Annotated in this window: 25 protein-coding genes; 9 read left to right on the top strand and 16 right to left on the bottom strand. The window is 68.9% G+C overall.

Annotated features, from left to right (window positions below):
* From C4F17_RS25955 to C4F17_RS25940, 4 genes are all read left to right on the top strand, one after another.
* Positions 1–636, top strand: a complete 636-nt coding sequence (locus C4F17_RS25955; protein WP_106937149.1) for an L-threonylcarbamoyladenylate synthase — start codon at positions 1–3, stop codon at positions 634–636.
* A gap of 41 nt (positions 637–677) precedes the next feature.
* Positions 678–1,349 (top strand): site-2 protease family protein, encoded by a 672-nt coding sequence (locus C4F17_RS25950; RefSeq protein ID WP_081266232.1) that lies wholly within the window; start codon positions 678–680, stop codon positions 1,347–1,349.
* A gap of 12 nt (positions 1,350–1,361) precedes the next feature.
* Positions 1,362–2,693 carry a tryptophan--tRNA ligase gene (locus tag C4F17_RS25945; RefSeq protein ID WP_106937148.1) on the top strand — a complete coding sequence of 444 codons (1,332 nt, stop codon included), beginning with the start codon at positions 1,362–1,364 and terminating at the stop codon, positions 2,691–2,693.
* Between the two features lie 74 nt (positions 2,694–2,767).
* On the top strand, positions 2,768–3,370 hold the full coding sequence (locus C4F17_RS25940) for a LuxR C-terminal-related transcriptional regulator (protein ID WP_081266230.1): 603 nt from the start codon (positions 2,768–2,770) through the stop codon (positions 3,368–3,370).
* A 71-nt stretch (positions 3,371–3,441) separates the two neighbouring features.
* Here the strand turns inward: C4F17_RS25940 and shkS are convergent, their stop codons facing one another.
* Complete coding sequence (gene shkS, locus C4F17_RS25935; RefSeq protein WP_081266229.1) at positions 3,442–4,857, bottom strand: surface-behavior sensor histidine kinase ShkS; 1,416 nt, start codon at positions 4,855–4,857, stop codon at positions 3,442–3,444.
* Between the two features lie 178 nt (positions 4,858–5,035).
* Here shkS and C4F17_RS25930 point away from each other — a divergent pair, with 178 nt between their 5' ends.
* Complete coding sequence (locus C4F17_RS25930) at positions 5,036–5,437, top strand: phage holin family protein (protein ID WP_081266228.1); 402 nt, start codon at positions 5,036–5,038, stop codon at positions 5,435–5,437.
* A gap of 19 nt (positions 5,438–5,456) precedes the next feature.
* Here the strand turns inward: C4F17_RS25930 and C4F17_RS25925 are convergent, their stop codons facing one another.
* Together C4F17_RS25925 and C4F17_RS25920 are read right to left on the bottom strand one after the other, a co-directional pair.
* A complete protein-coding gene (locus tag C4F17_RS25925) occupies positions 5,457–6,782 on the bottom strand; it encodes an FAD-dependent oxidoreductase (protein ID WP_106937147.1) in 1,326 nt (441 codons plus the stop codon).
* 1 nt (position 6,783) lies between these two features.
* Positions 6,784–7,818 carry a Bug family tripartite tricarboxylate transporter substrate binding protein gene (locus tag C4F17_RS25920; protein ID WP_234382384.1) on the bottom strand — a complete coding sequence of 345 codons (1,035 nt, stop codon included), beginning with the start codon at positions 7,816–7,818 and terminating at the stop codon, positions 6,784–6,786.
* A gap of 143 nt (positions 7,819–7,961) precedes the next feature.
* Between C4F17_RS25920 and C4F17_RS25915 the strand changes: the two genes are divergently transcribed.
* Positions 7,962–8,861 carry a LysR family transcriptional regulator gene (locus C4F17_RS25915; protein ID WP_159053721.1) on the top strand — a complete coding sequence of 300 codons (900 nt, stop codon included), beginning with the start codon at positions 7,962–7,964 and terminating at the stop codon, positions 8,859–8,861.
* A 224-nt stretch (positions 8,862–9,085) separates the two neighbouring features.
* Positions 9,086–10,096 (top strand): LacI family DNA-binding transcriptional regulator, encoded by a 1,011-nt coding sequence (locus C4F17_RS25910; RefSeq protein WP_106937145.1) that lies wholly within the window; start codon positions 9,086–9,088, stop codon positions 10,094–10,096.
* A gap of 6 nt (positions 10,097–10,102) precedes the next feature.
* Here the strand turns inward: C4F17_RS25910 and C4F17_RS25905 are convergent, their stop codons facing one another.
* The gene (locus C4F17_RS25905; protein ID WP_106937144.1) at positions 10,103–11,167 is read right to left on the bottom strand and encodes an L-idonate 5-dehydrogenase; all 1,065 of its coding nucleotides are present in this window, start codon (positions 11,165–11,167) and stop codon (positions 10,103–10,105) included.
* Between the two features lie 19 nt (positions 11,168–11,186).
* Positions 11,187–12,140: a 2-hydroxyacid dehydrogenase gene (locus C4F17_RS25900; RefSeq protein ID WP_106937143.1), complete on the bottom strand. Its 954-nt coding sequence runs from the start codon at positions 12,138–12,140 to the stop codon at positions 11,187–11,189.
* Positions 12,141–12,304: 164 nt separating this feature from the next.
* On the opposite strand from C4F17_RS25900, the gene C4F17_RS25895 reads away from it, so the two are divergent.
* Both C4F17_RS25895 and C4F17_RS25890 read left to right on the top strand, forming a co-directional pair.
* A complete protein-coding gene (locus tag C4F17_RS25895) occupies positions 12,305–13,066 on the top strand; it encodes a glucose 1-dehydrogenase (protein ID WP_081266211.1) in 762 nt (253 codons plus the stop codon).
* Positions 13,067–13,070: 4 nt separating this feature from the next.
* Positions 13,071–13,610 (top strand): gluconokinase, encoded by a 540-nt coding sequence (locus C4F17_RS25890; RefSeq protein ID WP_106937142.1) that lies wholly within the window; start codon positions 13,071–13,073, stop codon positions 13,608–13,610.
* Here the strand turns inward: C4F17_RS25890 and C4F17_RS25885 are convergent.
* From C4F17_RS25885 to C4F17_RS25835, 11 genes are all read right to left on the bottom strand, one after another.
* Positions 13,576–15,465, bottom strand: coding sequence for a glycoside hydrolase family 15 protein (locus C4F17_RS25885; protein ID WP_106937141.1), 1,890 nt, complete (start codon positions 15,463–15,465; stop codon positions 13,576–13,578). The genes C4F17_RS25890 and C4F17_RS25885 overlap by 35 nt on opposite strands.
* A gap of 107 nt (positions 15,466–15,572) precedes the next feature.
* A complete protein-coding gene (locus tag C4F17_RS25880; protein WP_199851893.1) occupies positions 15,573–16,361 on the bottom strand; it encodes an RNA polymerase sigma factor FliA in 789 nt (262 codons plus the stop codon).
* Complete coding sequence (locus C4F17_RS25875; RefSeq protein WP_199851892.1) at positions 16,342–17,181, bottom strand: MinD/ParA family ATP-binding protein; 840 nt, start codon at positions 17,179–17,181, stop codon at positions 16,342–16,344. Before C4F17_RS25875 ends, C4F17_RS25880 begins: the two co-directional genes overlap by 20 nt.
* A gap of 10 nt (positions 17,182–17,191) precedes the next feature.
* Positions 17,192–19,705: a flagellar biosynthesis protein FlhF gene (gene flhF / locus C4F17_RS25870; RefSeq protein WP_106937140.1), complete on the bottom strand. Its 2,514-nt coding sequence runs from the start codon at positions 19,703–19,705 to the stop codon at positions 17,192–17,194.
* Positions 19,702–21,801: a flagellar biosynthesis protein FlhA gene (gene flhA / locus C4F17_RS25865; RefSeq protein ID WP_081266206.1), complete on the bottom strand. Its 2,100-nt coding sequence runs from the start codon at positions 21,799–21,801 to the stop codon at positions 19,702–19,704. The genes flhF and flhA overlap by 4 nt, the downstream gene beginning before the upstream one ends.
* On the bottom strand, positions 21,798–22,952 hold the full coding sequence (flhB, locus tag C4F17_RS25860; RefSeq protein WP_081266205.1) for a flagellar biosynthesis protein FlhB: 1,155 nt from the start codon (positions 22,950–22,952) through the stop codon (positions 21,798–21,800). Before flhB ends, flhA begins: the two co-directional genes overlap by 4 nt.
* 135 nt (positions 22,953–23,087) lie before the next feature.
* The gene (cheZ, locus tag C4F17_RS25855; protein WP_081266204.1) at positions 23,088–23,732 is read right to left on the bottom strand and encodes a protein phosphatase CheZ; all 645 of its coding nucleotides are present in this window, start codon (positions 23,730–23,732) and stop codon (positions 23,088–23,090) included.
* A gap of 1 nt (position 23,733) precedes the next feature.
* Positions 23,734–24,129, bottom strand: a complete 396-nt coding sequence (gene cheY / locus C4F17_RS25850) for a chemotaxis response regulator CheY (RefSeq protein ID WP_172839779.1) — start codon at positions 24,127–24,129, stop codon at positions 23,734–23,736.
* A 31-nt stretch (positions 24,130–24,160) separates the two neighbouring features.
* Positions 24,161–25,186 carry a protein-glutamate methylesterase/protein-glutamine glutaminase gene (locus C4F17_RS25845; protein WP_234382981.1) on the bottom strand — a complete coding sequence of 342 codons (1,026 nt, stop codon included), beginning with the start codon at positions 25,184–25,186 and terminating at the stop codon, positions 24,161–24,163.
* A gap of 56 nt (positions 25,187–25,242) precedes the next feature.
* Positions 25,243–25,917, bottom strand: coding sequence for a chemoreceptor glutamine deamidase CheD (cheD, locus tag C4F17_RS25840; RefSeq protein ID WP_106937138.1), 675 nt, complete (start codon positions 25,915–25,917; stop codon positions 25,243–25,245).
* On the bottom strand, positions 25,914–26,780 hold the full coding sequence (locus tag C4F17_RS25835) for a CheR family methyltransferase (protein WP_106937137.1): 867 nt from the start codon (positions 26,778–26,780) through the stop codon (positions 25,914–25,916). Before C4F17_RS25835 ends, cheD begins: the two co-directional genes overlap by 4 nt.
* Positions 26,781–26,840 lie beyond the last annotated feature (60 nt).

Below are 26,840 nucleotides of genomic sequence, written 5' to 3'. Positions count from 1 at the left end.
ATGGCCCAGTACTTCGAAGTCCACCCCGACAACCCTCAGCAGCGCCTGCTCAAGCAGGCCGTCGCGCTGCTCGAGCGCGGCGAGATCGTGGCCGTGCCCACCGACTCCAGCTACGCCCTGGCCTGCCACCTGGACGACAAGGACGCGGTCGACCAGCTTCGCCGCATCCGGCAGGTCGACGACAAGCACCACCTCACGCTGCTGTGCCGCGACCTGAGCGAGCTGGCCAACTACGCACGTGTCGACAACAAGCAATACCGCCTGCTGAAGGCCGCCACGCCCGGCCCCTACACCTTCCTGCTAGAAGCCACCAAGGAAGTGCCGCGCCGCGTGAGCCATCCGCAGCGCAAGACCATCGGCCTGCGCGTGCCCGACCACAAGGTGCTGCTGGAGCTGCTGTCGCTGCACGGCGCGCCGCTGCTGGCCACCACGCTCATCGCGCCCGGCGAGACCGAGGCACTGAACGACGCGCAAACCATCCGCGAGCGCTTCGAGAAGCAGATCGGCGCCGTCATCGACGCCGGGGCCTGCCCCTCGCAGCCCACCACGGTGGTCGACCTCACGCCCATGGGCACTGGCGACGACCCCGTCGTGGTGCGCCAGGGGCGCGGGGCATTGGCCGTGCTGGGGCTCTGAAATCGGGCGGTGAGACCCGCCCTGTCTGACACAATCGCGCCGTGGATATTTCCAACCTGATACAGACCGTACTGATATACGCACTGCCGGTGATCTTCGCGATCACCGTGCATGAGGCGGCCCATGGCTATGTCGCGCGCTATTTCGGCGACAACACCGCCGAGGTCATGGGGCGCGTCACGCTCAACCCGATGAAGCACATCGACCCCATCGGGACCATCCTGATGCCGCTGATGCTCTACTTCGCGACCTCCGGCGCCTTTCTTTTCGGCTATGCCAAGCCGGTGCCGGTCAACTTCGGGCGGCTGCGCCATCCGAAGCGCGACATGGTGTGGGTGGCGCTGGCGGGGCCGGCTTCGAACTTCATCCAGGCCATTCTCTGGGCGCTGGTGCTGATAGCGCTGGTCGCGGCGGGCATCGATGAAACCTTTTTCATCAAGATGGCGCAGGGCGGCGTGCTGGTCAACCTGGTCATGTGGGCCTTCAACCTGTTCCCGCTGCCGCCGCTCGACGGCGGGCGCGTGCTGGCAGGCCTGCTGCCGAACGGACCCGCGCAGAATTTCCTGGCCCGCATCGAGCCCTACGGCTTCTTCATCGTGATGGCGCTGGTGCTCGCCGGTGTCGTCAGCAACTACTGGCTGCGTCCGTTGATGGACGTCGGCTACTACGTCATCAACCTGGCCATCACCCCGCTCAAGGCATTGCTGTTCTAAGTTCCTCGTTCCATGTCCCCGTCTTCCAAAGCTCCCCTGCGCGTCCTGACCGGCATCACCCCGTCGGGCACGCCCCACCTCGGCAACTACGTCGGCTCGATCCGCCATTCGGTGCGGCAAAGCGTCGCGCCCGGTGTGCAGAGCTTCTTCTTCCTGGCCGACTACCACGCGCTCATCAAGGTGCAGGAGCCGGCAAAGATCCAGCGCTCCACCCTCGAGATCGCCGCCAGCTGGCTGGCCTGCGGCCTCGACCCGGAGCACGTCACCTTCTACCGCCAGTCCGACATTCCCGAGATTCCCGAGCTCACCTGGTTCCTCACCTGCGTCACCGGCAAGGGCGTGCTCAACCGCGCGCATGCCTACAAGGCGCAGATCGACAAGAACACCGCCAAGGGTGAAGACCCCGACGCCGACGTGACGGCCGGCCTATTCATGTACCCGGTGCTCATGGGCGCGGACATCCTGATGTTCAACGCCCACAAGGTGCCGGTGGGCCGCGACCAGGTGCAGCACATCGAGATGGCGCGCGACATGGCGCAGCGCTTCAATCACCTGTACGGCGAGCATTTCACGCTGCCCGACGCCGAGATCGACGATGCCGTCGCCACCTTGCCCGGCCTGGACGGCCGCAAGATGAGCAAGAGCTACAACAACACGATCCCGCTGTTCGCGCCGCGCGCGTACCTGCGCAAGCAGATCACCAGCATCGTGACCGACTCGCGCGCGCCCGGCGAGCCCAAGGACACCGAAGGCTCCGCGCTGTTCCAGATCTACCAGGCCTTTGCCGACGCCGACGAGACCGAGATGCTCCGCAAGGCCTATGCCGACGGCATCGGCTGGGGCGATGCGAAGCAGCTGCTGTTCGAGCGCATCGACCTCGAAGTGGCGCCGCTGCGCGAGCGCTACGACGCGCTCATGAACAACCCGGCCGAGATCGAGCGCCAGCTGCTCATCGGTGCCGAGAAGGCCCGCGCGCTGTCGAAGCCCTTCATGGTGGAGCTGCGCCATGCGGTCGGCCTGCGCAATCTCGCGGCCGGCAAGGACAAGGCCGGCGCCAAGGCGGCCAAGGTCGCGAAGCCCAGCTTCAAGCAATACCGCGAGAAGGCCGACGGCCTCTTCTATTTCAAGCTGCTCGATGCGCGCGGCGAAACCCTGCTCCAGAGCCGTGGATTCGCGTCGCCGCAGGAAGCCGGCCGTACCATCGCGGCCTTGCAGGAGCAGCGCGGCGCGGCATTGACCGCGCTGGCCGGGCAGCTTGAACCCATCGACACGGAAGGAACACGCGCCGTCACCGAGGCGCTGGAGGCACTGGCCGAGGCAACGCCCAACAACCAGGGAAGTTGATCCGGCGGAACCCACCGGCCTACCCGCCGGTGAGCAGGAAGAGAGAAGACGGTGCGATCACAAAGGAAGAAAACATGAGCATTTATGTCATCGACGACCACCCCCTGATGCGCGACGCGATCGTGATGGTCTTGCGGCGCTTGCGACCGGCCGAGAACATCGTCGAGCTCGAGCGCCTCGACAAGCTCGCGGGATCCGTCCAGCAGCGCGGCGCTCCCACCCTCTTCTGCCTTGACCTGAAGCTCCCGGACACCAATGGCGTGTCGGGCGTGATCGCGGTCAAGCAGGTCTATCCCAACGTGCCGATCGCCGTGTATTCGGCGGCACCGGCGGCCGACATGGAAGACGCCTGCATCGAGGCGGGTGCCGACACCTACATCGAGAAGTCGGCCAGCTCCAACGAGCTGGCGGCCGCCCTGCGCGGCCTGCTGATGGCGGGTTCGGAAGACGAAGCCGACGAGCCGCCGGCCGCCAACAGCGGCAAGCTGTCGAAGCGCCAGACGCAGCTGATCGCCATGCTCGACAAGGGCATGAGCAACCGCGACATCGCTACGGACCTCGAAATCAGCGAGCACACGGTGAAGGTTCACCTGTGGCGGCTGTTCCGCCGGCTGGGGGTGAAGAGCCGGACGCAGGCCTTGCATTACGCGCGTACGAACGGATTGCTTTCAGGCTGACCCCGGGCTTCGCGCGCTTCCTTCCCGGTGTTTCTGGAAAGAAAAAACCGCGCATTGCGCGGTTTTTTTCTTCAGCCGCCGGAAGCCGTCACCCGCGCCTGCGCCACTGCCTCGTCCGCGTCATGCAGCGCCACGCGGAACACGCTGCCGCTGCCCAGCCGCGACCGCACGCTCACCGGGTGGCCCAGCACGTGCGACAGCCGCGCAACGATGGCCAGGCCGAGGCCGAAGCCGTCGGAGGTGCCGGCATGGTCGGCCACCTTGTAGAACTCCAGGAACACGTCGCGCAGATGCTCGGGCGCGATGCCGATGCCGGTGTCCCACACTTCCACGCGCAGGCCGTCGCGCGTCTGCCGCGCCGCCAGCAGCACGCCGCCTTCGGTCGTGTACTTGATGGCGTTGGCCAGCAGGTTGCCGATCATGCGGCGCACGCGGATCGGGTCGGTCAGGAACGAGCCTTCGCACACGTGCACCCGGAAGTCCAGCCCGCGGCTCTCGGCCACGGGGCGGTATTGCAGCTCCAGGTCGTGCAGCAGCTCGGGCACGTCGACGCGCTCGACGTGCAGGCGCACCTGGCCCGAGTCGATGCGGGCCAAGTCGAACATCGAGTCGAACAGCGCGTTCACCGCGTGCGTGGCGCGCACGATCTTCGGGGCGAGTTCCAGCACCAGTTCGGGCTCGTTGCGCAGCCAGTCGGCGTACAGCGAGAGCGCCAGCACCGGCTGGCGCATGTCGTGCGCGGCGCTGGCCAGGAAGCGGTTCTTCATGGCCACGGCCGACACCGCCGCCTGCCGCTGCTGCGTGAGCGACTTGATCAGGATGTGGTTGTGGAACAGCAGCTCCAGGCTGTTGCGCGCCGTCTCGTAGATGTGCCGCCCGGCCCGCAGCAGCAGGAACCAGTGCAGGATCGGCAGGACCGGCATCAGGTAGCTGTACTGGAACTGGGGGTGATGCAGCATGATCCCCGACAGCCGGATCAGCACCGCGCCCAGCATCGTGATGAACAGCGTGTTGACGTAGCGCTTGAGCAGCGGGGGGTGCAGCGCCAGCCCGTTCAGCGGGAAGGTGCCCACCCCGGCCACGATGAGCCAGCTCATGAACTGGTTGGCCTGCGGCGTGCGCTCGAAGAACAGCAGCACCGAAAAGCCCCACACCACCGCGCTGGTGCTCCAGACGAAGCCGTAGCGCTCGGTGAACTGCAGCTGTGCCGCGGCACTGCGCCCCGCATAGCGCACCGCATACACCTGCGCGCCCCAGGCGCGGCAGGCCGTGGCGATGAGGCCGGCCACCAGCCAGGTGATCAGTTCCCAGCGAGGTATGTAGGCCCAGTTGAGGCCGACCATGGCCGGCATCAGCGCGGCCGAGACGAGATAGGAGCCGCGCGCCGAGCGCATCAGGCTGCGGATGAGCTCGCCGCGCACCCATGATTCGGCCTCGTCGGCCGAAGCCGGGGCGGGTGTCAAGCTCGCGATCGAGGCATTGGCCATGTGGTGATGACCCTTGTTTGTCCGGCCATGAAGAAAGCCCCTTCTGCAAGGGGCGCCAAGAGGTGGGATCTTAACGGGGTGTCGCCCGTTGTTTCTGCGCGTAACAGGAGAAAACGGCGCTCCCACGGGCCACGGATAATGGCCGGCTCCTTTTTCCACGAATCACGAGCCCCCGGAAATGTTTAACAACCTGGCCCCTTTTCTCATCCACTGGGCCATCACGGCCATCTCGCTCTGGGTGGCGAGCCATCTGTTTCGGGGAATCAAGTTCGAGAGCACCGGCGCGCTGGTGGTCTCGGCCCTGCTGCTGGGCCTGGCCAATGCCGTCGTCAAGCCGCTGCTGATCGTGCTCACGCTGCCGCTGACGCTCGTGACGCTCGGCCTGTTCCTGCTGGTCATCAACGCGCTGATGATCCTGCTGGTGGCCGCGCTGGTGAAGGGCTTCCGCGTGTCCGGCTTCTGGACCGCGCTGTTCGCGAGCATCTTCATCTCGATCCTGAGCGTCGTCATCGGCTCGTTCGTGACGAGCGACGACCCGGCCGAGAAGGTGCAGATGCCGCAGAGCGGCAACTGGCTCTGAAGCCAGGCTGCCGGCGGCGCTAGCCGAGCACGGCGCCGCCGCGCAGCAGCGCCTCGCGCAGCGCGGGCACCGGCACCTTGCGCACCTGCGCTCCCATGCCGCCCTCCGCCGCCCTGGCGGCCATGGCCGCGGCAATGCCGGCGGCCTGCCCGACCGCCATCGAGATCGTCATCACCCGGATCGCCGCCAGCGCCTCGTGGCTCGCCGAAATGCCGCGGCCCACGCCCAGCGCGTTGTCGAGCGCGCTCGGCACCAGGCTGCGGTACGGAATCTGATACGCGTGGTCTGCGTCCATCGGCACATAGTGCAGCGCACCGCCCGTTGCCGGGTGGATGTCGATCGGGTATGCCCCCGCTGCAATCGCATCGCCAAACTGCACCGGCTCCAGCAGTTCGGCCGCCGTCAGCACATGGTCGCCCTCCATCCGCCGCGTCTCGCGCACGCCGACCTGCGTGCCGAAGGCCCGCAGCCGCCCGTGCTCGCAGCCGGGCACCGCATCCGCGAGGAAGCCCGCCGCCTTCCACGCCTGGCGCCGCCCTTCGATCTCGGCGGCGCCCAGCGCCATCGGGTCGGTGGCGTCGATGCCCAGGCGGCTGATGTTGAACCAGCCGTCGTCCGAATAGGGATCGCGGCTCGAATGCAGCGCCGCGCGCGCCAGCCGGCCCTGCGCGAAGCCGCGCGCCGCCAGTTCGGCAAGCTCGGCCTTCGACAGCGCACCGAAGCGCGCGAAGTCGATCGGCCCGAAGCGGAACATCATCGTCGCCGGCTGCAGCGCCTCGCCGTTGCCGAGTTCAAGGAAACGCGCGCCCGCCCGCTTCAGCACATCCATGTCGCCCGACGCGTCGACCAGCACGCCCGCTCGCAGGTGCAGCACACCGCCCTTGGTCAGCACGCTCACCCGCTCGATGCGGCGGCCCTCGCAGGCCACGTCGAGCAGGCTGGCATGCAGCAGGGGCCGCACGCCGGCCTCGGCCACCATGTCGTCCAGCACCAGCTTCAGCACTTCGGGCGCGTATTCGACGCGGTCCATGCGGTGCCCGGTGGACATCACGAAGGTCTCGTGCGCGCGGGCTCCGTCGTAGCGGCGCAGCCGATCGACCACCTCCTGCGCCAGGCCGGCCACCACCTTGCGGCCGTTGCCGGTCTGCCAGCTGTTGAACTGCGCCACCGCGCCGGCCGTCGCATTGCCGCCGAGGAACCCGTAGCGCTCCACCAGCACGACCGACGCGCCCTGCCTCGCCGCCGCCACGGCCGCCATCGTGCCGGCGACACCGCCGCCGCACACCACCACGTCGGCCTCGACCGTGCGGCTGCTTGCCTGCCCCTGAATCGTGCTGTCGTTCATTTCAGTTTTCCAGCTGGATGCCGCGGCTCTTCACCACTTCGCCCCAGCGGCTGCCTTCGGCCTTCAGGTATCTGGCCGTGGCCTCGCGACCGCTGGTGAACGGTTCGAGGCTCAGCGCCGTAAAGCGCTTCTTCACCGCGTCGGACTGCAGGGCCGCCGCCAGCAGCTTCTCGAGCCGGGCCAGCCCTTCGGGCGGAATAGAGCCCCTGGGCGCGACCAGCGTGGCCCAGCCCTCTACTTCCAGGCTCTGCAGCTTCAGGCTGCGGAAGGTGGGCACGTTCTGCAGTTCGGCCACCGGCTGTGCCGAAGACACGGCCAGGGCGCGCAGCCGGCCCGAGCGGATGTGCACGATCACGCTCGGCAGGTTGAGGAAGCCCATCGACACCAGCCCGGAGATCAGGTCGGGCATGAGCGCGCTCTCGCCCTTGTAGGGCACGCTGACCAGCGAGGTGCCGGTCTCCTGCGCGAAGAGCTCGGCCGTCAGGTGGGCCAGCGTGCCGGTGCCGCTGTTGCCCGCGCTGAGCTTGCCGGGCTGCGCCTTGGCCTGCGCCACGAGCTCGGCCACCGTCATCGCCTTCGACTCGGCCGGCACCACCAGCACCAGCGGCTGCTGCGAGACCATGCCGATGGCGTCGAAGTCGCGCGCCACGTCATAGGTGAGCTTCGGGTTCAGCGCCGGGTTGATCACCATGCTGTTGCTGCCCATGAGCAGCGTGTGGCCGTCGCGGCTCTGCAGGGCCGCCGCCACGCCGATGGTGCTCCCGGCGCCCGGCTTGTTCTCCACGATCACCGCCTGCCCCAGCTGCGGCGCGAGCACCTCGGCCAGCACTCGCGCCGAGCCATCGGCGCCGCCGCCCGGCGCGAAGGGCACGATGATGCGCACCGGCTTGGTGGGCCATGCCTCGGCGGCACCGGCGCCACGCCAGGGGCCGGCGGCCAGGGTGCCCGCGGCGCCGAGCGCCACGGCCGAGAGAACGCTTCTGCGTGTGACGCCGGGTGCCCGCGCACCCGGGCCCGAGATTGGACGGTGAACCATGTCCTGTATGCCTCTGCTTATGGTTTTGATCGAATGAAGGAACACGCCGATGCTAGGAACGCGGCGCCGGGGCAGCAAATACCAACATGTCGCGAGCCCATAACATCGCGTTATCGAACAACGCCGAAGCGCCGGGCAAAGTCATGAACCTCCGACAGATCGAAGTCTTCCGCGCCGTCATGCTGGCCGGCTCCGTCACCGATGCGGCGCGCTCGCTGCACGTGTCGCAGCCGGGCATCAGCCGCATGCTGTCTCACATCGAGCTGCAGCTGGGGCTGCGCCTGTTCGAGCGCCGCAAGGGCAAGCTGCAGGCCACGCCCGAGGCGCAGGCGCTGTTCGCGGAGGTCGAGCAGGTGTATCGCGGCGTTGCGCGCATCGAGGACTGCGCGCAGGCGCTCAAGTGCGGCAAGATGCTCACGCTGCGCGTGCTGTGCAGCCCGAGCACCGGGCTCGACATGGTGCCGCGCGCGCTCACTGCGCTGGGCCGCGAGTTCCCCGCCGCCCGTTTCTACGTCGAAGTGCTGCTGGCCCGCGACATGGTCAAGCGGCTGGCCGCGCACGAGGCCGACGTGGCGATCTCCACCCTGGCCATCGACGACCCGCTGCTCAACGCGCGGCCCATCGGCCAATGGACGCTGGCCGGCGTGTTTCCCAAGGGCCACCCGCTGGAGGCGCGGCGCACGCTGAAGCCGGCCGACATCCTGGGCGAACGCATGATCGCGTTCAGCCCCGACACCCCGCAGGGCCGCATCATTGCCGACTGGTGCCTGCAGCACGGCTGCCAGCCCGATGCGCAGACCGAGGTGCGCGCCGGCCAGACCGCCTGCGCGCTGGCGGCGGCGGGCGCGGGCGTGGCCATCGTCGACGACCTCACCGCGCGCGGCTGCATGACCGACCGGCTGAGCTTTCGGCCGATCGGGAAGGCGCCGTCGTTCGACGTGTTCGCCGTCACCAACGACAACTTCGCGGCCTCGCTGCTGGCCGGGCGCTTCATCACGCATGCCGAAGCGGCCCTGCGGCAGCTGAAGAAAGAGCGGGCCTGAGCCCTGAACACGCGCGAAGAGATACCTGTAACCCGGGCTTTCCGCAGACGCCGCGACCGCCATTCCGCTCCGGAGTTTTCACAAACGCCGGAGTTCTCGTAGCATGCGTACAGGCGATACCCGCGTTATCGGTATCGCATCACGCCGCCTGCCTTCGAACCCGATTCCGAGAGAGCCCATTGCCCCCGAACAAAGCCCCCGCCCCAGCGTCCCGCCCGCCCACCATGGCCGACGTGGCCGCACGCGTCGGCGTGTCGAAGATGACGGTCTCGCGCGCGCTCAACCGCAGCGTGGGCAGCGACCGCGTCACCTCGCAGGCGCTGCGCGAGCGCATCCTGCAGGCCTGCGAAGAGATGGGCTACGTGATCGACCAGACCGCGCGCACTTTCTCGAGCAAGCGCTCGGGTTTCGTCGCGGCGCTGATCCCGTCGCTCAACAACTCCAACTTCTCTGAGACGGTGCAGGGTATTGCCGCGGCGGTGGAATCGCGCGGGCTGCAACTGCTGCTGGGCTACACCGACTACCGCGTGGAGACCGAAGAGCGCCTGCTGCGCGCCATGCTCGCGCGCCGGCCCGAGGGCGTGATCCTCACCGGCGGCTCCCACACGCCCGCCGCGCGCGCCATGCTGCAGGCCGCCGGCGTGCCGGTCATCGAGACCTGGGACCTGCCCGCCACGCCCATCGGGCACACGGTCGGCTTCTCGAACGCCGAAGCCGCCGCGGCCATGGTGCGGCACCTGCACGGCAAGGGCTACCGGCGCATCGCGTTCATCGGCGGCACCTCGAACCGCGACACGCGCGGCGCCGACCGGCAGCGCGGCTATGCGCAGGCGATCCGCGAACTGGGGCTGCCCGACGGGCGCGTGATCAGCTTCGGCCAGCCGCCGATCTCGATGGCGCAAGGCGGCGAGGCCATCGCGCAGCTCGTGCGCCAGTGGCCCGACGTGGATGCGGTGCTCTGCGTGTCCGACCTCTCGGCCTTCGGCGCGCTGATGGAATGCCAGCGCCGGGGCTGGGACGTGCCCGGGCGCATCGCGATCGCAGGCTTCGGCGACTTCGAAGTCGCGCGCGCCTGCCATCCGCGCATCACCACCGTGGCGGTGGATTGCATGGGCATCGGCACGGCGGCGGGCGAGCTGCTGCTGCGGGTGATCGACGGCACGCGGGACGGGCATCGGCCACCTGCGGAGACGGTGCTCATCCCGTTTCGCGTCGAGCAGCGGGAGAGCTCCTGAGCGGCCTCAGGCTGCCGCTCCCGCATCCGCAAAGTCGATCAGCACCTTCATCGCCTGCTTGCGGTCGCTCGCCAGCTCGAAGGCCTCGCGCGCCTTCAGCATCGGGAAGGTGTGCGTCACCACCGGCGACAGGTCGACCCGGCCTTCGTTGATGAGCCGCACCGCCAGCGCGAACTCGGCATGGAAGCGGAACGAGCCGCAGATGCTCAGTTCCTTCGACACCACCATGTTCTGCGGAATGCTCACGTCGCCGCCCAGGCCGAGCTGCACGACCACGCCGCGCGGGCGCATCACTTCCAGGCCGTCGCGCAGCGCGCGTTCGTTGCCGGAGCATTCGAGCATCACGTCGAAGGTGCCCTTGTCGGCCGAATGGCGCGACACCCAGGTCTTGTCCTGCGCGACATTGATGGTCCGGTCGGCGCCCATGGCGCGTGCAATGGCCAGCGGCTCGTCGACCACGTCGGTGGCGGTGATCTCGGCCGCGCCGTGCGCGCGCGCCGCCGCGATGGCCAGCACGCCGATCGGGCCGCAGCCCGACACCAGCACGCGCTTGCCCAGCAGCGGCCCGGCACGCGACACGCCGTGCAGCCCCACCGAGAACGGCTCGGCCAGCGCGGCCAGCCGCAGCGGCACGTGGTCGGCCACCTTCACGCACTGCGTGGCCTCGCACAGCAGCATGTTGCGGAACGCGCCCTGCACATGCGGCGTGCGCATCGCGCTGCCGTAGAAGCGCATGTCCAGGCACTGGTTGGGCAGGCCTTCGAGGCAGAACTTGCAGGCGCCGCAGGGGCGGCTCGGGTTGACGGCCACCTTGTCGCCGATGCGCACGCTCTCCACGCCGGGCGCCACCGCCACCACGGTGCCGGCCACCTCGTGGCCCAGCACCATCGGCTCCTTGATGCGCACGGTGCCGAAACCGCCGTTGTGAAAGTAGTGCAGGTCGGAGCCGCAGATGCCGCCCATGCCGACCTTCACCAATACCTGGCCGGGGCCGATTTCCCCGGCGTCCTGTTCGTCCAGCCGCAGGTAGTCGGGGGCGTGGATCACGAGGCACATACAACGCAAACGCATGATTCTTTCCTTCGGGCGATCAGGCCACGGGGGTGATGAGAGGCTGGCCCGCGAAGTGGGCCTCGAGGTTGCGGCGCACCAGCTCGCCCATGGCGCGGCGCGTCTGTTCGGTGCCGCTGCCATGGTGCGGGGTCAGCACCACGTTGTCGAGCGCGGCGAAGCGCGGGTCGATGCGCGGCTCGTTGAGGAACACGTCGAGCCCCGCGCCGGCAATGCTGCGCGCCTCGAGCGCCTGCAGCAGCGCGGCTTCGTCGACGGTGGTGCCGCGCGACACGTTCACCAGCCAGCCCCTGGGGCCCAGCGCCTGCAGCACTTCGGCATTCACGATGCCGCGCGTGGCCTCGCCGCCCGGCAGGATGACGATGAGCACGTCGCACCAGTCGGCCATCGCGCTCAGGCTCGCGAAGTGGCGGTGCGGGCTGTCGGCCTTCGCGCTGCGGCTGAAGTAGCCCAGTTCCACGTCGAAGCCCGAGAGCCGCTTCGCGATGGTGCTGCCGATGCGGCCGAACCCGGCGATGCCGACGCGCTGGCCGAAGACGCGCGTGGCCAGCGGTATGCCGCCTTGCGCCCATGCGCCGCTGCGCACGAACTGGTCGCTGGCCGCTATGCGCCGCTGCAGCGCCAGCGTGAGCCCCACGGCAAGGTCTGCCACGTCGCCGTTGAGCACGTCGGGCGTGTTGGTCACGCGGATGCCGCGCGCGCGGCAGGCGGCGAGATCGATGGCGTCGGTGCCCACGCCGTAGCAGGCGACCAGCTCCAGCCTGGGCAGCGACGCGATGAGCTCCGCGCTCGCGCCCAGCTCGCCGCGCGTGGCGATGGCGCGGATGTCGGCCGCATGTTCGGCGACGAAGGCCGCAGGGTCCGGCGCCTCCCACAGGTGGTGCAGGGTGTAGGCCGCCCGCATCGGCGCCATGTCCCACTCGGGATAGGCGCCGGCCAGGAGCACGTGCGGGGAAATGGCGGTAGCGGTCAAGCGGATGTCTCCTGCGGCATGAAAGATACCGGTAACTCTAACGAATTGCCTGGAGCAAAGCCAGCACGGGCTTCACCCATTGACGTTTTCAAAAGATACCGGTAACTTTCTGCAGTTGCCACGTACCGGGGCCCCCGCTCACGTCCCGTCCCAAGGAGCTCTTCTTGAAACTGTTCGATCTTTCCGGGCGCACCGCCCTCGTCACCGGCTCCAGCAAGGGCATCGGCTTTGCGCTGGCGGCGGCACTGGGCCAGGCCGGCGCGCGCGTCGTGCTCAACGCACGCGACGCCGCCGCACTCACCGCCGCGCGCGACGCACTGCGCGCCCGGGGCATCGCGGCCGAATCGGTCGCCTTCGACGTGACGGATGCCGCGGCGGTCGAGGCCGGCGTGGCCGCGGTCGAGTCCGGCATCGGCCCCATCGACATCCTGGTCAACAACGCGGGCATGCAGCACCGCGGCGCATTCGCCGAATTCCCCATCGATGCCTGGCACAAGATCACGACCACCAACATCGACAGCGTGTTCTTCGTGGGCCGCTTCGTGGCGCAGCGCATGATCGAGCGCAAGCGCGGCAAGATCATCAACGTGTGCTCCGTGCAAAGCGAGCTGGGCCGCCCCGGCATCGCGCCCTATGCCGCCACCAAGGGCGCGGTGAAGATGCTCACCAAGGGCATGGCCATCGACCTGGGCAAGCACGGCATCCAAGTCAACGGCCTGGGCCCCGGCTACTTCAAGACCGAACTGACGCAGGCGCTGGTGGCCGACGAGGCCTTCACGGCCTGGCTCTCGGGCCGCACGCCGGCCGGCCGCTGGGGCGACGTCGAGGAACTCGGCGGTGCGGCCATCTTCCTGGCGTCGGACGCCTCGAGCTTCGTCAACGGCCACATCCTGTACGTGGACGGCGGCATCACCGCGAGCCTGTAGCCGCATGCACGCGCAGCAGCGCACCTGCGTGGTGGTGATGGGCGTGTCGGGCACCGGCAAGAGCAGCGTGGCGGCGGGGCTGGCGCAATTGCTCGCGCTGCCCTGGATCGACGCCGACGACCTTCACCTGCCCGAAGCCGTGGCGCGCATGCGGGCCGGCCAGCCGCTGGGCGACGCGGACCGCTGGCCATGGCTTGACCGCGTGGGCGACAACCTGGCCGACCGCACCGCCGCGCCGCGCGGCGTGCTGGTGGCCTGCTCCGCGCTGCGGCGCGCCTACCGCGACCGGCTGCGTGCCGCGTCGCCGTCGCTGCAGTTCGTGTTCCTGGACGGGCCCGATGCGCTCATCCGCCAGCGCATGGAACGGCGCACCGGCCACTACATGCCGCCCAGCCTGCTCGACAGCCAGTTGCGGACGCTGGAACGGCCGGACCCGAGCGAAACGGACGTGTGGCATGCCGACATCGACACGCCCGTGGCGCGAATCGTGGCCGACATCGGCGCGCGGCTCAGCCGCCGCGCGAAGGACGCCGCCGCCGCTTGAGCGGCGCCTTGCCGTCGAGGTCCGCCAGCTCCCACACGCCGCCCGCCGCGGACACCAGCGCATGCGCGCTGTTGATCAGCCCGATGTGCGAGAACGCCTGCGGAAAATTGCCGAGCTGCCGCCGTCCGACCGGGTCGTATTCCTCCGCGAACAGGCCCAGGTCGTTGCCCAGCGACAGCAGCCGCTTGAACAGCGCGCGCGCCTTGCGCAGCTTGCCCATGGCCACGTACACATTGGTCAGCCAGAAGCTGCAGGCGAGGAAAGCGCCCTCCCCGCCCTCCAGGCCGTCGACGCCTTTCTCGGTGCGGTAGCGATACACCAACCCGTTGAAGATCAGTTCTTTCTCGACGCGCGCGATGGTTCCCTGCACGCGCGGATCGTGGATGGGCAGGAAGCCGATCAGCGGCATCCACAGCAGTGCGGCATCGACCGTGTCGGCGCCGTAGTACTGCACGAAGGAATTGCTGGCCGCGTCGTAGCCGCGCGCGCAGACCTCGGCATGGATCTCGTCGCGCGCCGCGCGCCAGTGGTCGACCGGCCCTTCGAGGCCGAAGTCTTCCGCGCTCGCGATCATGCGGTCGAAGGCCAGCCAGCACATGATCTTGGAGTGCACGAAGTGGCGCGGCTCGCCGCGCACTTCCCACAGGCTGCAGTCGGGCTGCTTCCATAGCACCATGAGCTGCTTCGCGATGGCGCGCTCCAGCGGCCAGACCTTGTCCATGTCCGCCAGGCCCGCCTTGCGCGCCGCATGGAAAGCCGCGATGACCGAGCCGTACACGTCGAGCTGGCGCTGCCCGTGCGCGCCGTTGCCGATGCGCACCGGCCGGCTGCCGTCGTAGCCCGGCAGCCAGCCGAGTTCCAGTTCGGTGAGCGAGCGTTCGCCGTGCAGGCCGTACATCACCTGCAGTTCCTCGGGCGAGCCGCCCACGGCGCGCATCAGCCACCAGCGCCAGGCGCTGGCCTCTTCCACATAGCCGGAGCCGATCAGCGCGTAGAGCGTGAGCGCGGCGTCGCGCAGCCAGCAGAAGCGGTAGTCCCAGTTGCGCTCGCCGCCGGGCTGCTCGGGCAGCGAGGTGCTGGGCGCGGCGACGATACCGCCGGTGGGCTCGTAGGTCAGCGCCTTGAGCGTGAGCAGCGAACGCATCACCGGCTCGCGGTACTCGCCTTGGTAGCCGCAGCGGTCGGTCCATGCGCACCACTCGGCGCTGGCCTGGGCCAGCAACGCGCTGGCGTCGCGCGTGACGGGCGGTTTCTCGTGCGAGGGAAACCAGTCGAGCACGAACGCGATCGACTGCCCGGCCAGCACGGTGAAATCGGCATGGCTCGCAAAGTCTTCATTGACCAGCGGCACGCCGGAGCTGATCCGCACCGCATCGGGGCCGGCGACGGCATGCACCGCGCCGTCGCGCCGCTCGACCCAGGGGCACCACTCGCCGTAGTTGAAGCGGATGCGCAACTCGGTGTGCATGTTCACCGCGCCGCGCACTCCCCGCACGATACGCACCACCTCGTGCGTGCCGCCCGCGGCCGGGCGCGGCATGAAGTCGGTCACCATGGCCGTGCCCTTGGCGGTGTGGATGGTAGTCTCCAGCACCATGGTGCCGGGCAGGTAGCGGCGCGTGACCCGGGCCTTGGCGCTCCTGGCGCGCATGGTCCAGCGGCCGTTGCGCTCGTCGCCGAGCAGGCTCGCGAACATGGCGGCGGAATCGAAGCGCGGCAGGCACAGCCACTCGATGTCGCCGCCCAGGTGAACCAGCGCGGCGCTGTGGGTGGAGCCGATCAGCGCATAGTCGGCAATGGGCCGTGCCGGGCGGGCAGGCCGCCGGCGCGTCGAGGGTTGTTTGTTTTTCGGCAACTGAGACAAGCCGTGAGCATCGCCCGCCGGCCGGCGGCACCGCGCCGGAGAGCGGCGCCAAGTGCTGCCGGACAACGCCTATCCGGCCGCGGCCGGCTGCGTCGTCGTCAGAGCAGGTCCTTGAGCTTCGCGCGCAGCCTGCTGATCGCCTGGCTGTGCAGCTGGCACACGCGCGACTGGCTCACTTCCAGGATGGCGCCGATCTCGCGCAGGTTCAGTTCTTCCTCGTAGTAGAGGTTGAGCAGCAACTGGTCGCGCTCGGGCAGCGCCGAAATGGCATCCACCAGCTGGTGGCGGAAGCCGCTCTCCAGCAATTGCTCCAGCGGGTCATCACCACTGCGCCGGTCGCGGCGCGCGTCCTGCGAGTGGATGTCCAGGAACGGGTTGTCCGGGTCGTCCTTCGCGAAGTCCTCCACGTAGAGCAGCTGGCAGCCATGTATCTCCTGCAGCATGGACTGGTAGGCCTCCAGGTCCATCTTCAGTTCCTTGGCGATCTCGCCTTCGCTCGGCGCGCGCCCGAGCCGGTGGCCGAGCGCATGAATGGCCTTCTCGATGCCACGGGCCGACTGGCGCAGGCCGCGCGAGCCCCAGTCGCTGGCGCGCAGTTCGTCGAGCATGGCGCCGCGGATGCGCTGGCTGACGAAGGTCTCGAACTGCGCCCCACGGTTGTCCTGGTAGCGGCTGGACGCATCCAGCAGGCCCAGCATGCCGGCCTGGATCAGGTCGTCCAGCTCCACGCTGGCGGGCAGCTTGGCCATCATCTGCAATGCGATGCGGCGCACCAGCGGCTGATGCTGCGCCAGCAGGTGCGATTTCTCGATGGTTCCCTGTGCGGTGTACACGGACGTCCTCTTGCGGTTATCTGCCGGAACCGGGTCAGGCGGCTGCGGCCGCATGCATCGCGGCCTGGGCTGGCTTGCCTGGAGCAACGCCGGCGCGCCCATCGGCGCGCCAGGGCCAGCGGCCCATGTCGTCGGCCACGCGGCGGAAATCGACCGCCGCCGCGCTCGCGGGAAAGGCCTCGACGATGGTCTGCTTCAGCCGCCACGCATCGGCGACGCGCGCGTCGAAGCGGGCCCACCCGGCCGCCTCCAGCGACAGCGCCAGGTAGCGGCTGCCGGCGTTGGCCAGGTTGCTCATGATCCGGCGCGCCGCCTCGACCTCGGCCACGCCGTTGACGAGAAAGCGCAGTTGCTTGAGTCCGTGCGCGTAGTGCAGGCGCTTGATGCCCGCATAGGCGGTGGTGATCGACGCGGGCTGCGGCTGCAGCACCAGCAGGAGTTCGTCGGCGGCCCGCGCGAGCGGCGACAGGCGGCCTTCGCTGTCGAGCGCCGCGTCGACGATGACCACGCCGTCGCGCCACATCGTGCGCGGGTCGGTGGCGTCGCCGGCCACGCCGGGCGGCGCGGGCAGCACGTGCACGCCGCTGCCGGCGCGCACCGCCGCGCTCGCGAGCGTGAGCCGGCCGGAGGCCACGTCGGCCAGCCCGCCCAGCGGATCGATGGCCCAGACCTCGCAGGCCGAGCCGACCTTGGGACAGTGCTCATCGAGCAGCAGCACGTTCTTGCCCTGCTGCACCAGCGCGGCGCCGAGGTTCATCGCGGCCGTGGTGGCACCCGCGCCCGGGCCCATGCTCGTGACCGCGACCACGCGCGTCTGCGTCTGCGCCAGCAGGCGGCGCAACCCGTCGGCCTGGTCCGCGACCATCTTGCTCATTGCGATCTCCTCAACCCTGCGGCTCCAGCGCGCGCGGCGAGTGCACGGGCGCAGTGGACTCGGTGCCCAGCGCCTCCAGCAACAGGAAAAGCTTGCCCACGCCCGCATACAGCGCGCTGCCGCTCATGAGCCGGCCGTTGCGCACCGGGCGCCCGGTCAGCTGGCCCAGCAGCACGCGGGTGCGGTCGGCCCATTCGCCCTCGGCCTGCGCCAGGCGCCACACGGTGGTGGTCATCTGGCCGGCGATGAGCAGGCGCTTCATGTTGTTCGGGTCGCCCAGTTCGCCGATGCCGCCGACCAGCTGCACGCCGTCGCGCAGCAGGCGGAAGCACGGCTCGGCGTCGTTGGCCCAGGCCTGCCATTGGGCGAGCTGGCGCGCCGTCACCTCGGTGCCGATGTTCGTGAGCGCATAGCTCTGCGCCAGCACGTTGCCGCTGCGCGCGTCGAGCATGCGCGTGGCGACGCAGCGCAGCGCGGGCATGGCCTCGCGCCCGACGCCCGCCGCCACCGCGGCCGCGTTGAAGCGCAGCACCACGTCGACCTGCGCCTCGCAGCGCAGCGCGGCCTTGCCGCGGAAGCGCACGGCCTGCTCTTCGCTGAACTCGAAGTCCAGCCGCGCGAGCGTGTCGGGTGCGCCGGTGCGCGCATCGATCACCGCCGTGGAGCCCGGCGCGCGCGCCAGCCAGCGCTGGCCGCCCGCCTGCCACTGCAGCATCGACTCGAGGCCGGGCAGGCGCGTGAGCACGTGCACCATCGGCTTGCCGCCGAAGTCCTGCTGGCGCAGCCACGGCACCTGGCGCGCGCCCGGCTTGCGGGAGGCGTCTTTCATGCCGCGCATGGCGGCGGTGGAAAGCCATTGGTTGGGCGCGGCCAGCGGCAGGCCGCTGCGGTCCGACAGCAGCAGGCTGCCGTGGCATTCGTAGGCGTCGCCGCCTTCGTTGGAGCGCAGGCCGACCTGGCCGCACAGCGCGAGCACATGGGTCTCGCAGCCGGCGGCGATCTCGCCGCGCGCATGGACCATCAGGTCCTGCAGCACGGCCTTCTGGCCGATGTCTTCGTCGGCGGCATTGCGCCACAGCCCGCGCGCACGCTCGAAGCCGATCTGCGCGCCGGCCAGCGCGCTGGCGGCGGTGGCCAGTTCTTGCGCGTCGTGCGCCATCGCTCGGATCAGGTTCTGGTACTTCAGCCGCAGGCGGTCGGCTTCGCCCTGCGCCTGCACCACCTGCGCCGACGGCGTGGTGCCCGCGGGCTCTTCCTGCAGGTCGCTTTCGGCCGGCACGAACAGCGGGTTGTGCTGGCGCGGCTGGAACACGCTGTCCACCAGTTGCGCGCGGTCGGCCTGCATCAGGTTCTCGGGCACCTTCTGGCCGCTGGAGATGTAGTGCACCGGCAGGCGATGGCGGATGACGGTGTCGATCAGCGCGCCCGGGTGCGTGGACTCGTCGACCTTGGTGAAGATGCAGCCGGTCAGGTCGTTGCCGTGGCGGTAGGCGTGCACCACTTCGTTGAGCGTGTCGCCGTGGCTGGTGGCGTTGAGCAGCAGCAGCCGCTTCACCGGGCGCGGGCTCTGGCCCAGCATGGCGATCTGCTCGGGCACGGCGCGGTCGCGCTGGCTCATGCCGACAGTGTCGATCAGCACCATGTGCTTGTCGCGCAGGTCCTGCAGCACCAGGTGCAGGTCGGCCGCGTCCTTCACGGCGTAAACGGGCACGTTGAGGATCTGGCCGTAGATGCGCAACTGCTCGTAGGCGCCGATACGGTAGCTGTCGGTGGTCACCAGCGCGAGCTTGTCGGCGCCGAAGCGCATCACGCAGCGCGCGGCCAGCTTGGCGGTGGTGGTGGTCTTGCCGACGCCGGTCGGGCCCATCAGCGCATAGACGCCGCCCTGCGCGAACAGGGCGTCCTCGTCTTCATGCACGGGCACCGCACGGATCAGCTCGGAGCGCACGTAGGCCATGCCTTCGGCGTAGGTCTGCCCGGTGGGCAGCTTCTCGAGCATGGCCTTCGACAGGCGCGCGCTGAAGCCGGCGCCCAGCAGCGTGCGCAGCAGGCGGCCGCGCACCGGGTCGCGGCGCTGCTTGTCGTTCCAGACCACGCTGGCGAGCTGCTCTTCGATCATGCCGCGCATGGAGTGCAGTTCGTTGAGCACGGTGTCGCCATGGGGCGCGGGTGCTGGCGCGGGCGCGGCCACGGGCTGGGGCGCGGGGCGCGCGGCCTGAACAACAGGCGCAACAGGTGCAACAGGTGCAACCGGAGCGGCCTGAGCAACGGGCGCCGCGACCGGGACAGCCGCAGGTGCGGGCACGGGTGCGGCCGCGGCAGCCACCGGCGCCGCGTTGCGCGCCACGCCCTGCACATCGCCCTCCACCATCGCGACGATCTCGACGCCCTCGGCGGTGGCACGGTGGGTCAGCACGATGGCGTCGGCGCCCAGTGCCTCGCGCACCAGCCTCAGGGCTTCGCGGCTGGTGGCCGCGACGAATTTGCGTGCGGTGGTGCGCACGTCGTTCTGCTGGGAATTCAACCTCGTCCTCCAATGGCGGCGGTGATCTTGATGGTGCGGGAATCAGGGATTTCCGCGTGCGAAAGAACCTTGAGCTGCGGCAGGCTGCGCCGCAGGAAACGCGACAGCAGCACGCGCAGCGAGTGCTGCACGACGAGCACCGGCGCCAGCCCCATCTGCTCCTGCCGCTGGATGGCCGCCTGCGCCTGGTGCAGCAGGTTGTCGGCAATGCCGGGCTCGATGCCGCCGCTGCTGCCCAGCGCCTGCTGCAGCACGCCGTCGAGCGCGCCGTCCAGGCCGATGACCTGCATCTCGCCATCGCCCGGGAACAGCTGCTGCGTGATGGCGCGGCCCAGCGCCAGGCGCGTGAGCGTGGTGAGTTCGGTCGGGTCCTTGATGGTCGGCGCGTGCTCGGCCATCACGTCGAGGATGGTGCGCATGTCGCGGATCGGCACCTCTTCGTCGAGCAGGTTCTGCAGCACCTTGTGCAGCGTGCTGAGCGACAGCACCTTCGGCACCAGGTCCTCGGTGAGCTTGGGCGCGGTCTTGGCGATCTGGTCGAGCAGCTGCTGCACTTCCTGGCGGCCCAGCAGTTCGGCGGCATGCGTCTGTATGAGGTGGTTCAGGTGCGTGGCCATCACGGTGCAGGCATCGACCACCGTGTAGCCGTACACCTGCGCCTGCTGGCGCTGGCTGGCGTCGATCCACACCGCGGGCAGGCCGAAGGCCGGGTCGCGCGTGGGCGCGCCGGGCAGCGTGCCCGACACCTGGCCCGGGTTGATGGCCATCCACTGGTTCGGGAAGGCCTCGCCGCGGCCGATCTCCACGTCCTTCAGGGTGATGACGTAGGTGTTGGGCTTGATCTCCAGGTTGTCGCGGATGTGCACCACCGGCACCAGGAAGCCGATGTCCTGCGCGATCTTCTTGCGGATGCTCTTGATGCGGCCCAGCAGCTCGCCCTGCTGCGACTGGTCCACCAGCGGAATCAGGCGGTAGCCGACCTGCATGCCCAGCGGGTCGACCATGGCCACGTCGTCCCAGGTGGCCTCGGCCATCTCGCTGCCGGGCGCGAGGTTGGCGGCCTGCGCGGCGGCCGCCTCTTGCGCTGCCTGCTGCTGCGGCTTGCGCTGCACCAGGCGGCGGCCCAGCCACACCAGGCCGCCCGCGATCAGCAGGAACGCCAGGTTCGGCATGCCGGGAATCATGCCCAGCAGGCCGACGATGCCGGCCGTCAGGAACAGCACCTGCGGGTTGGAGAACAGCTGCCCGGTGAGCTGGCTGCCGACGTCTTCGTCGGTGGTCACGCGCGAGACGATCACGCCGGCCGCGGTCGAGATCACCAGCGCCGGGATCTGCGCCACCAGGCCGTCGCCGATGGCCAGCAGCGTGTAGGTCTTGCCGGCGGTGGAGAAGTCCAGGCCGTGCTGCACCATGCCGACGACCAGCCCGCCGATGATGTTGATGACCATGATGAGCAGGCCCGCGATCGCGTCGCCGCGCACGAACTTGCTGGCACCGTCCATCGAGCCGTAGAAGTCGGCTTCCTGCGCCACTTCCTGGCGGCGCTTGCGGGCCACTTCCTCGCCGATCAGGCCGGCGTTGAGGTCGGCGTCGATGGCCATCTGCTTGCCGGGCATCGCGTCGAGCATGAAGCGCGCGCCCACCTCGGCGATGCGGCCCGCGCCCTTGGTGATCACCATGAAGTTGATGAGCACCAGGATGATGAACACCATCACGCCCACCGCGAAGTTGCCGCCCACCAGGAAGTGGCCGAAGGCCTCGATCACCTTGCCCGCCGCGTCGGGGCCGGTGTGGCCGTTCATAAGCACCACGCGCGTGGAGGCCACGTTCAGCGACAGGCGCAGCAGCGTGGAGAACAGCAGCACCGCCGGGAAGGCCGCGAAGTCGAGCGCCTTCATGGTGTACATGCTCACCAGCAGCACCATCACCGACATGGCGATGTTGAAGGTGAACAGCAGGTCGAGCAGGAATGGCGGCAGCGGCAGCACCATCATGCTCAGGATCATGATGATGAGAATCGGCCCGGCCAGTCCCTTGAACTGCGATCCGGAGAACATCTGCGTCGGCAGACGCAACAGGTTGGTCATCGCGTTCATGCGGCTTTCGCTGTGTCTTTCACTGTGTATTCAAGGGCTTGCGGCACCTGCAGGTCGGTGGGGGTGCGCGGGGCGTCGCCGCCCTCGCTCTTCCAGCGCTTGAGCTGGTAGACCCACGCCAGCACTTCGGCCACCGCGGTGTAGAGGCCGCTCGGAATCTCCTCGCCCACCTTGGTGTGCTTGTAGAGCGAACGCGTGAGCGGCGGCGCCTCGAGGATGGCGACGTTGTGTTCCTTCGCCAGCTCGCGGATGCGCTCGGCGACCAGGTCGGTGCCCTTGGCGACCACGCGCGGCGCGCGCATGTCGCTGTCCAGGTATTTCAGCGCCACCGCGAAGTGGGTGGGGTTGGTCAGCACGATGTCGGCCTTGGGCACCTCGGACATCATCCGGCGCTTGGCGATCTGCTGTTGCTGGCGGCGGATCTGCGCCTTGATGTGGGGGTCGCCTTCGCTTTCCTTGTGCTCCTGGCGCAGGTCTTCGCGCGACATGCGCAGCTTGCGGTAGTAGCTCCAGAGCTGGAACGGCACGTCGATCAGCGCCACCAGGAACAGCGTGGCCGCGATCAGAACGCAGTGCTTGGCCACCAGCACCAGCGCGTGCGGCAGCGCGTAGTGCGCGGGCTGTGCCATGAGCGCCATCACCGTGCCGATGTCGCCCGCGATCACCCACCATGCCACGCCGCCGATCAGCGCCGACTTGGCCAGCGCCTTGACCAGCTCGGCCAGCGACTGGGCGGAGAACATGCGCGCGATGCCGGCCAGCGGATTGATCTTGCTGAACTTCGGCGCGACGGCCTCGACGGAGAACATCCAGCCGCCGAGCATCAGCGGCGCGGCCACGGCCGCCACCATCATCATGGCGAACAGCGGGCCGATGGCCAGCAGCGTCTGCAGCCCCATGAGCCCGGTCTGGGCCAGCATGTGCGAGGTGTCGAACGCGCTGGCGCGCTCGAACTGCAGGCCGCGGCGCAGCGAACCGTCCATGCTCTCGCCGAGCAGCCCCGCGCTGAACCACAGGCCCGCGCTCGCGGTGCCCAGCATCACGAAGGTGGTGAGCTCCCGTGAACGGGCAACGTTGCCTTCCTCGCGCGCCTTTTCCAGGCGCCGCTCGGAGGCGGGTTCCGTTTTTTCGAGATCGCTTTCCTCAGCCATTCATGCTCCGAACCAGCAGTGGCGAAGTACGCCTTGCTCATGACCAAATTATTGAATTCGGTCGTCCGGAACAATCTGCCGATAAGGGCCCTTATCGCCCTGCAGTTCGGCCAATGAAGCAGGGCCGGGCGGGCTCTAGAAGCCCAGGCTCTCCAGCAGGTCGTCCACCTGGGCCTGGTCGGTCACTGCCTCGGGGTTGCCGGGCTTGACCTGCGGGCCGTTCTGCAGGCTATGGGCGGCTTCCTGGCGCTTCTCGGGCGGGGAGTTGTCGATCAGCACCTGGAGCAGCTGCGTCTCCACGTCGTTGACCACTTCCATCATCTTCTTGATGACCTGGCCGGTCAGGTCCTGGAAGTCCTGCGCCATGAGGATTTCCATCAGCTGCGAGTTGATGGCGCTGGCGCGATCGGGCACCTCGTTGAGGTAGCCGCGCGTGTCCAGCACCAGCTCGCGCGCCTGGTCGAGCTCGAGCGGGTTCTCGAACCACTGGTCCCAGCGCTTGCTCAGGCCCTTGGCGTCGCTGGCAAGGGCTTCCTGCAGCGGCTGCGCCACGTCGATGGCGTTGAGCGCGCGGTGCGCCGCGCGCTCGGTGGTCGCCGCCACGTAGCTCAGGCGGTCGCGCGCGTCGGGAATGGCCTGGGCGGCCTTGGCCACCTGCTTGTCCAGACCCAGCTCGCGCAGGCCTTCGCGCAGCTGGCGCGTGAGCTGGCCGATGCGCCCGAGCAGTTGTTCCGCGGTGTTGTTGGTGGAGTCCGCGGCCACCGATGCGTCCTGGCTCATGTCAGGCCGCCTCTTTGGCCAGCTTCTCGAAGATCTTGGTGATCTTCTCTTCGAGCGTGGCGGCGGTGAAGGGCTTCACCACATAGCCGTTGGCGCCCGCCTGCGCGGCCGCCACGATGTTTTCCTTCTTGGCCTCGGCCGTGACCATCAGCACCGGGAGCTTCTTCAGCTCGGGGTCGGCGCGGATGGTCTGCAGCATGGTCAGGCCGTCCATGTTCGGCATGTTCCAGTCGGACACCACGAAGCCGAAATTGCCGCCGCGCAGTTTCTCGATACCGGCCGCGCCGTCCTCGGCCTCGTCGACGTTGAGGAACTCCAGTTCCTTCAGCAGGTTGCGCACGATGCGGCGCATGGTCGGGAAGTCGTCCACAACCAGGATTTTGATGCTCTTGTCGATCACGATATTTCCAACTCCAACAGGTCGATTTTCAAACTCGGTTCGCACGTTCGCCGAACGTGCGAAGGTGCGCCAGAACCCGGCGACTCACTTCACTCAGGGGGGATACGTCGTCCACCGCGCCCAGCGCGATGGCCTCGCGCGGCATGCCGAAGACCACGCAGCTGGCCTCGTCCTGCGCCAGCGTGTGGGCGCCGGCGCGCTTCATGCGCAGCAGGCCCTCGGCGCCGTCCTTGCCCATGCCGGTCAGGATGATGCCGATGGCGTTCTTGCCCGCGTACTTGGCGGCCGAATCGAACAGCACGTCGATCGACGGGCGGTGGCGGTTCACCGGCGGCTCCTGGTCGAGGTGCGCCACGTAGTTGGCGCCGCTTCGGCCCAGCGACAGGTGAAAGCCGCCCGGCGCGATGTACGCGTAGCCCGGCAGCACGCGCTCGCCGTGCTCCGCTTCCTTGACGTTGATGCGGCACAGGCCGTCCAGGCGCTGCGCGAACGAACGCGTGAAGCCGGCCGGCATGTGCTGCGCGATCATCACCGCGGGCGAGTCGGGCGGCAGCGGCTGCAGCACCTCGCGGATGGCCTCGGTGCCGCCGGTGGAGGCGCCGATGATGATCAGCTTCTCGGTACTGAGCAGCGGGCTGCGCAGCAGCGATTCCTGCGGCGCGTCGGCCGGTGACTTGGCCGCGGCCGCGTGCCGGCTCGGCAGCAGCCGCGCGCCGGCGGCAGTGCGGATCTTGCCGGCGATGAGCTCGGTGTAGTTGAGCAGGCCGTCGCGCACGCCCAGGCGCGGCTTGGTCACGAAGTCGATGGCGCCGAGCTCGAGCGCGCGCAGCGCGATCTCCGAGCCCCGCTCGGTCAGTGAAGACACCATGACCACCGGCATCGGCCGCAGGCGCATGAGCTTCTCGAGGAACTCCAGCCCGTCCATGCGCGGCATTTCGACGTCGAGCGTGAGCACGTCGGGGTTGGTGACCTTGATGAGGTCGCGCGCCACCAGCGGATCGGCTGCAGTGCCCACCACGGTCATGTCGCTCTGGCTGTTGATGATCTCGGTCATCACGCTGCGGATCAGCGCCGAATCGTCGACGCACAGCACTTTTATTTTCTTGACGCTCACCGGTTTCCTTTGATGGCGGCCAGGGGCGCCATGCGGGCGCCCGGGGCGTTGCTTGTTTTCTCCAGGTCGGGCACCGCGCGCAGGCCGGACAGACTGCGCAGCAGTTCGCCTTCCTCGCGCTGGATCGACCGGACTTCCGTCTGCGCGCGCAGCTTGCGCACGATCGCCTTGCCGGTGGCCGGCATGAAGTACACGCGCCGCGCGTGCGGCCCGCGCAGGTCTTGCGCGGCGACCTCGATGCGCTCCGTGCGCAGATAGCGCAGCACGAAGTCCGCGTTGCGATCGCCGATGTTCAGCGTGGTCATGTTGGCCAGTACCGCGCCGCCGCCGAACACCTTGGCCTGCAGCCGGTCGCGGCGCGCGCCCGCGCGCACCAGCTCGCGGATCAGCACGTCCATCGCGTAGGTGCCGTAGCGCATGGAGTCGACCGGGTCGCGCATGCCGGACTCGCTGTCGTCGGGCAGCATGAAGTGGTTCATGCCGGCGATGCCGGCCTCGGCGTCGTGCAGGCACGCGGCCACGCAGGAGCCCAGCACGGTGCTCAGCACGGTGTCGTCCGCCGTCACGTAGTACTCCGACGGCAGCAGCTTCACCGCCTTGTGGCCGACGTCGCGGTCGAAGTAGTGGTGGCTCGCCACCGAATCCGGCGCGCTGGGGCTGGTGTTGCTCATGCCGCGCCCGGGGCGCGCGTGCGCGCCAGTTCGTACACCGTCTGGCCCAGCGACTTGAACGCCTGGTTGACCAGCGACGCGTTCTCCGAATGCCCGGCGAACAGCAGCCCGTTCGGCTTGAGCAGCGGCACGAAGCGGTCGAGCACCTTCTTCTGCGTCGGCTTGTCGAAATAGATCATCACGTTGCGGCAGAAGATCGCGTCGACCGGCTCCTTCACGGACCAGGCGCTGTCCAGCAGGTTGAGCCGCGAGAACTTCACCAGCGCGGCCACCTCGGGGCGGATGCGCACCTTGCCCGCATTGGCGCCGGTGCCCTTGTTGAAGAAGCGCCGCAGCCGCTCCGGCGACAGCCGCGCGACCTGCTCGGTGGTGAACACGCCGGCCGCGGCCTTGGCCAGCACCGCCGTGTCGATGTCGGTCGCGATGACGCGCGCCGACCCCGCCTTGTCGCCCAGCGCCTCCATCAGCGTGATGGCGATCGAATACGGCTCCTCGCCGGTCGATGCCGCCGCGCACCACACCGTCACCGGCTGCGGCATCTTGCGCACATGCGCGGCCAGCGCCGGAAAGTGGTGCGCCTCGCGGAAGAACGAAGTCAGGTTGGTGGTCAGCGAGTTGATGAACAACTGCCACTCCCCGCCGTCCGCGCTGGACTCCAGCCAGTCGAGGTACGTGGAGAACTCGGGGAGCTGAAGCTCCCTCAGGCGACGCGAGAGCCGGCTGTACACCATCTGCCGCTTCTGGTCGCCAAGGGCGATGCCGGCGCGGCGATGGATGAGGGTCCGGATTCTCGAGAAGTCGCTATCGGTAAAGAGGAACTCGTTATTCACAGCCAGCCTGGAAGCATGGCTTTCAATGTACATACCGCTCCCCGTTTCCAATGGAGCGATCAGATGCACAAAAGCCCTGCACTTTCAATGTCA

This window comes from Variovorax sp. PMC12 (assembly GCF_003019815.1).
Taxonomy (GTDB): domain Bacteria; phylum Pseudomonadota; class Gammaproteobacteria; order Burkholderiales; family Burkholderiaceae_C; genus Variovorax.
The sequence above is the reverse complement of the archived record's forward strand: the minus strand, read 5'-3'. Positions and strand labels throughout refer to the sequence as shown.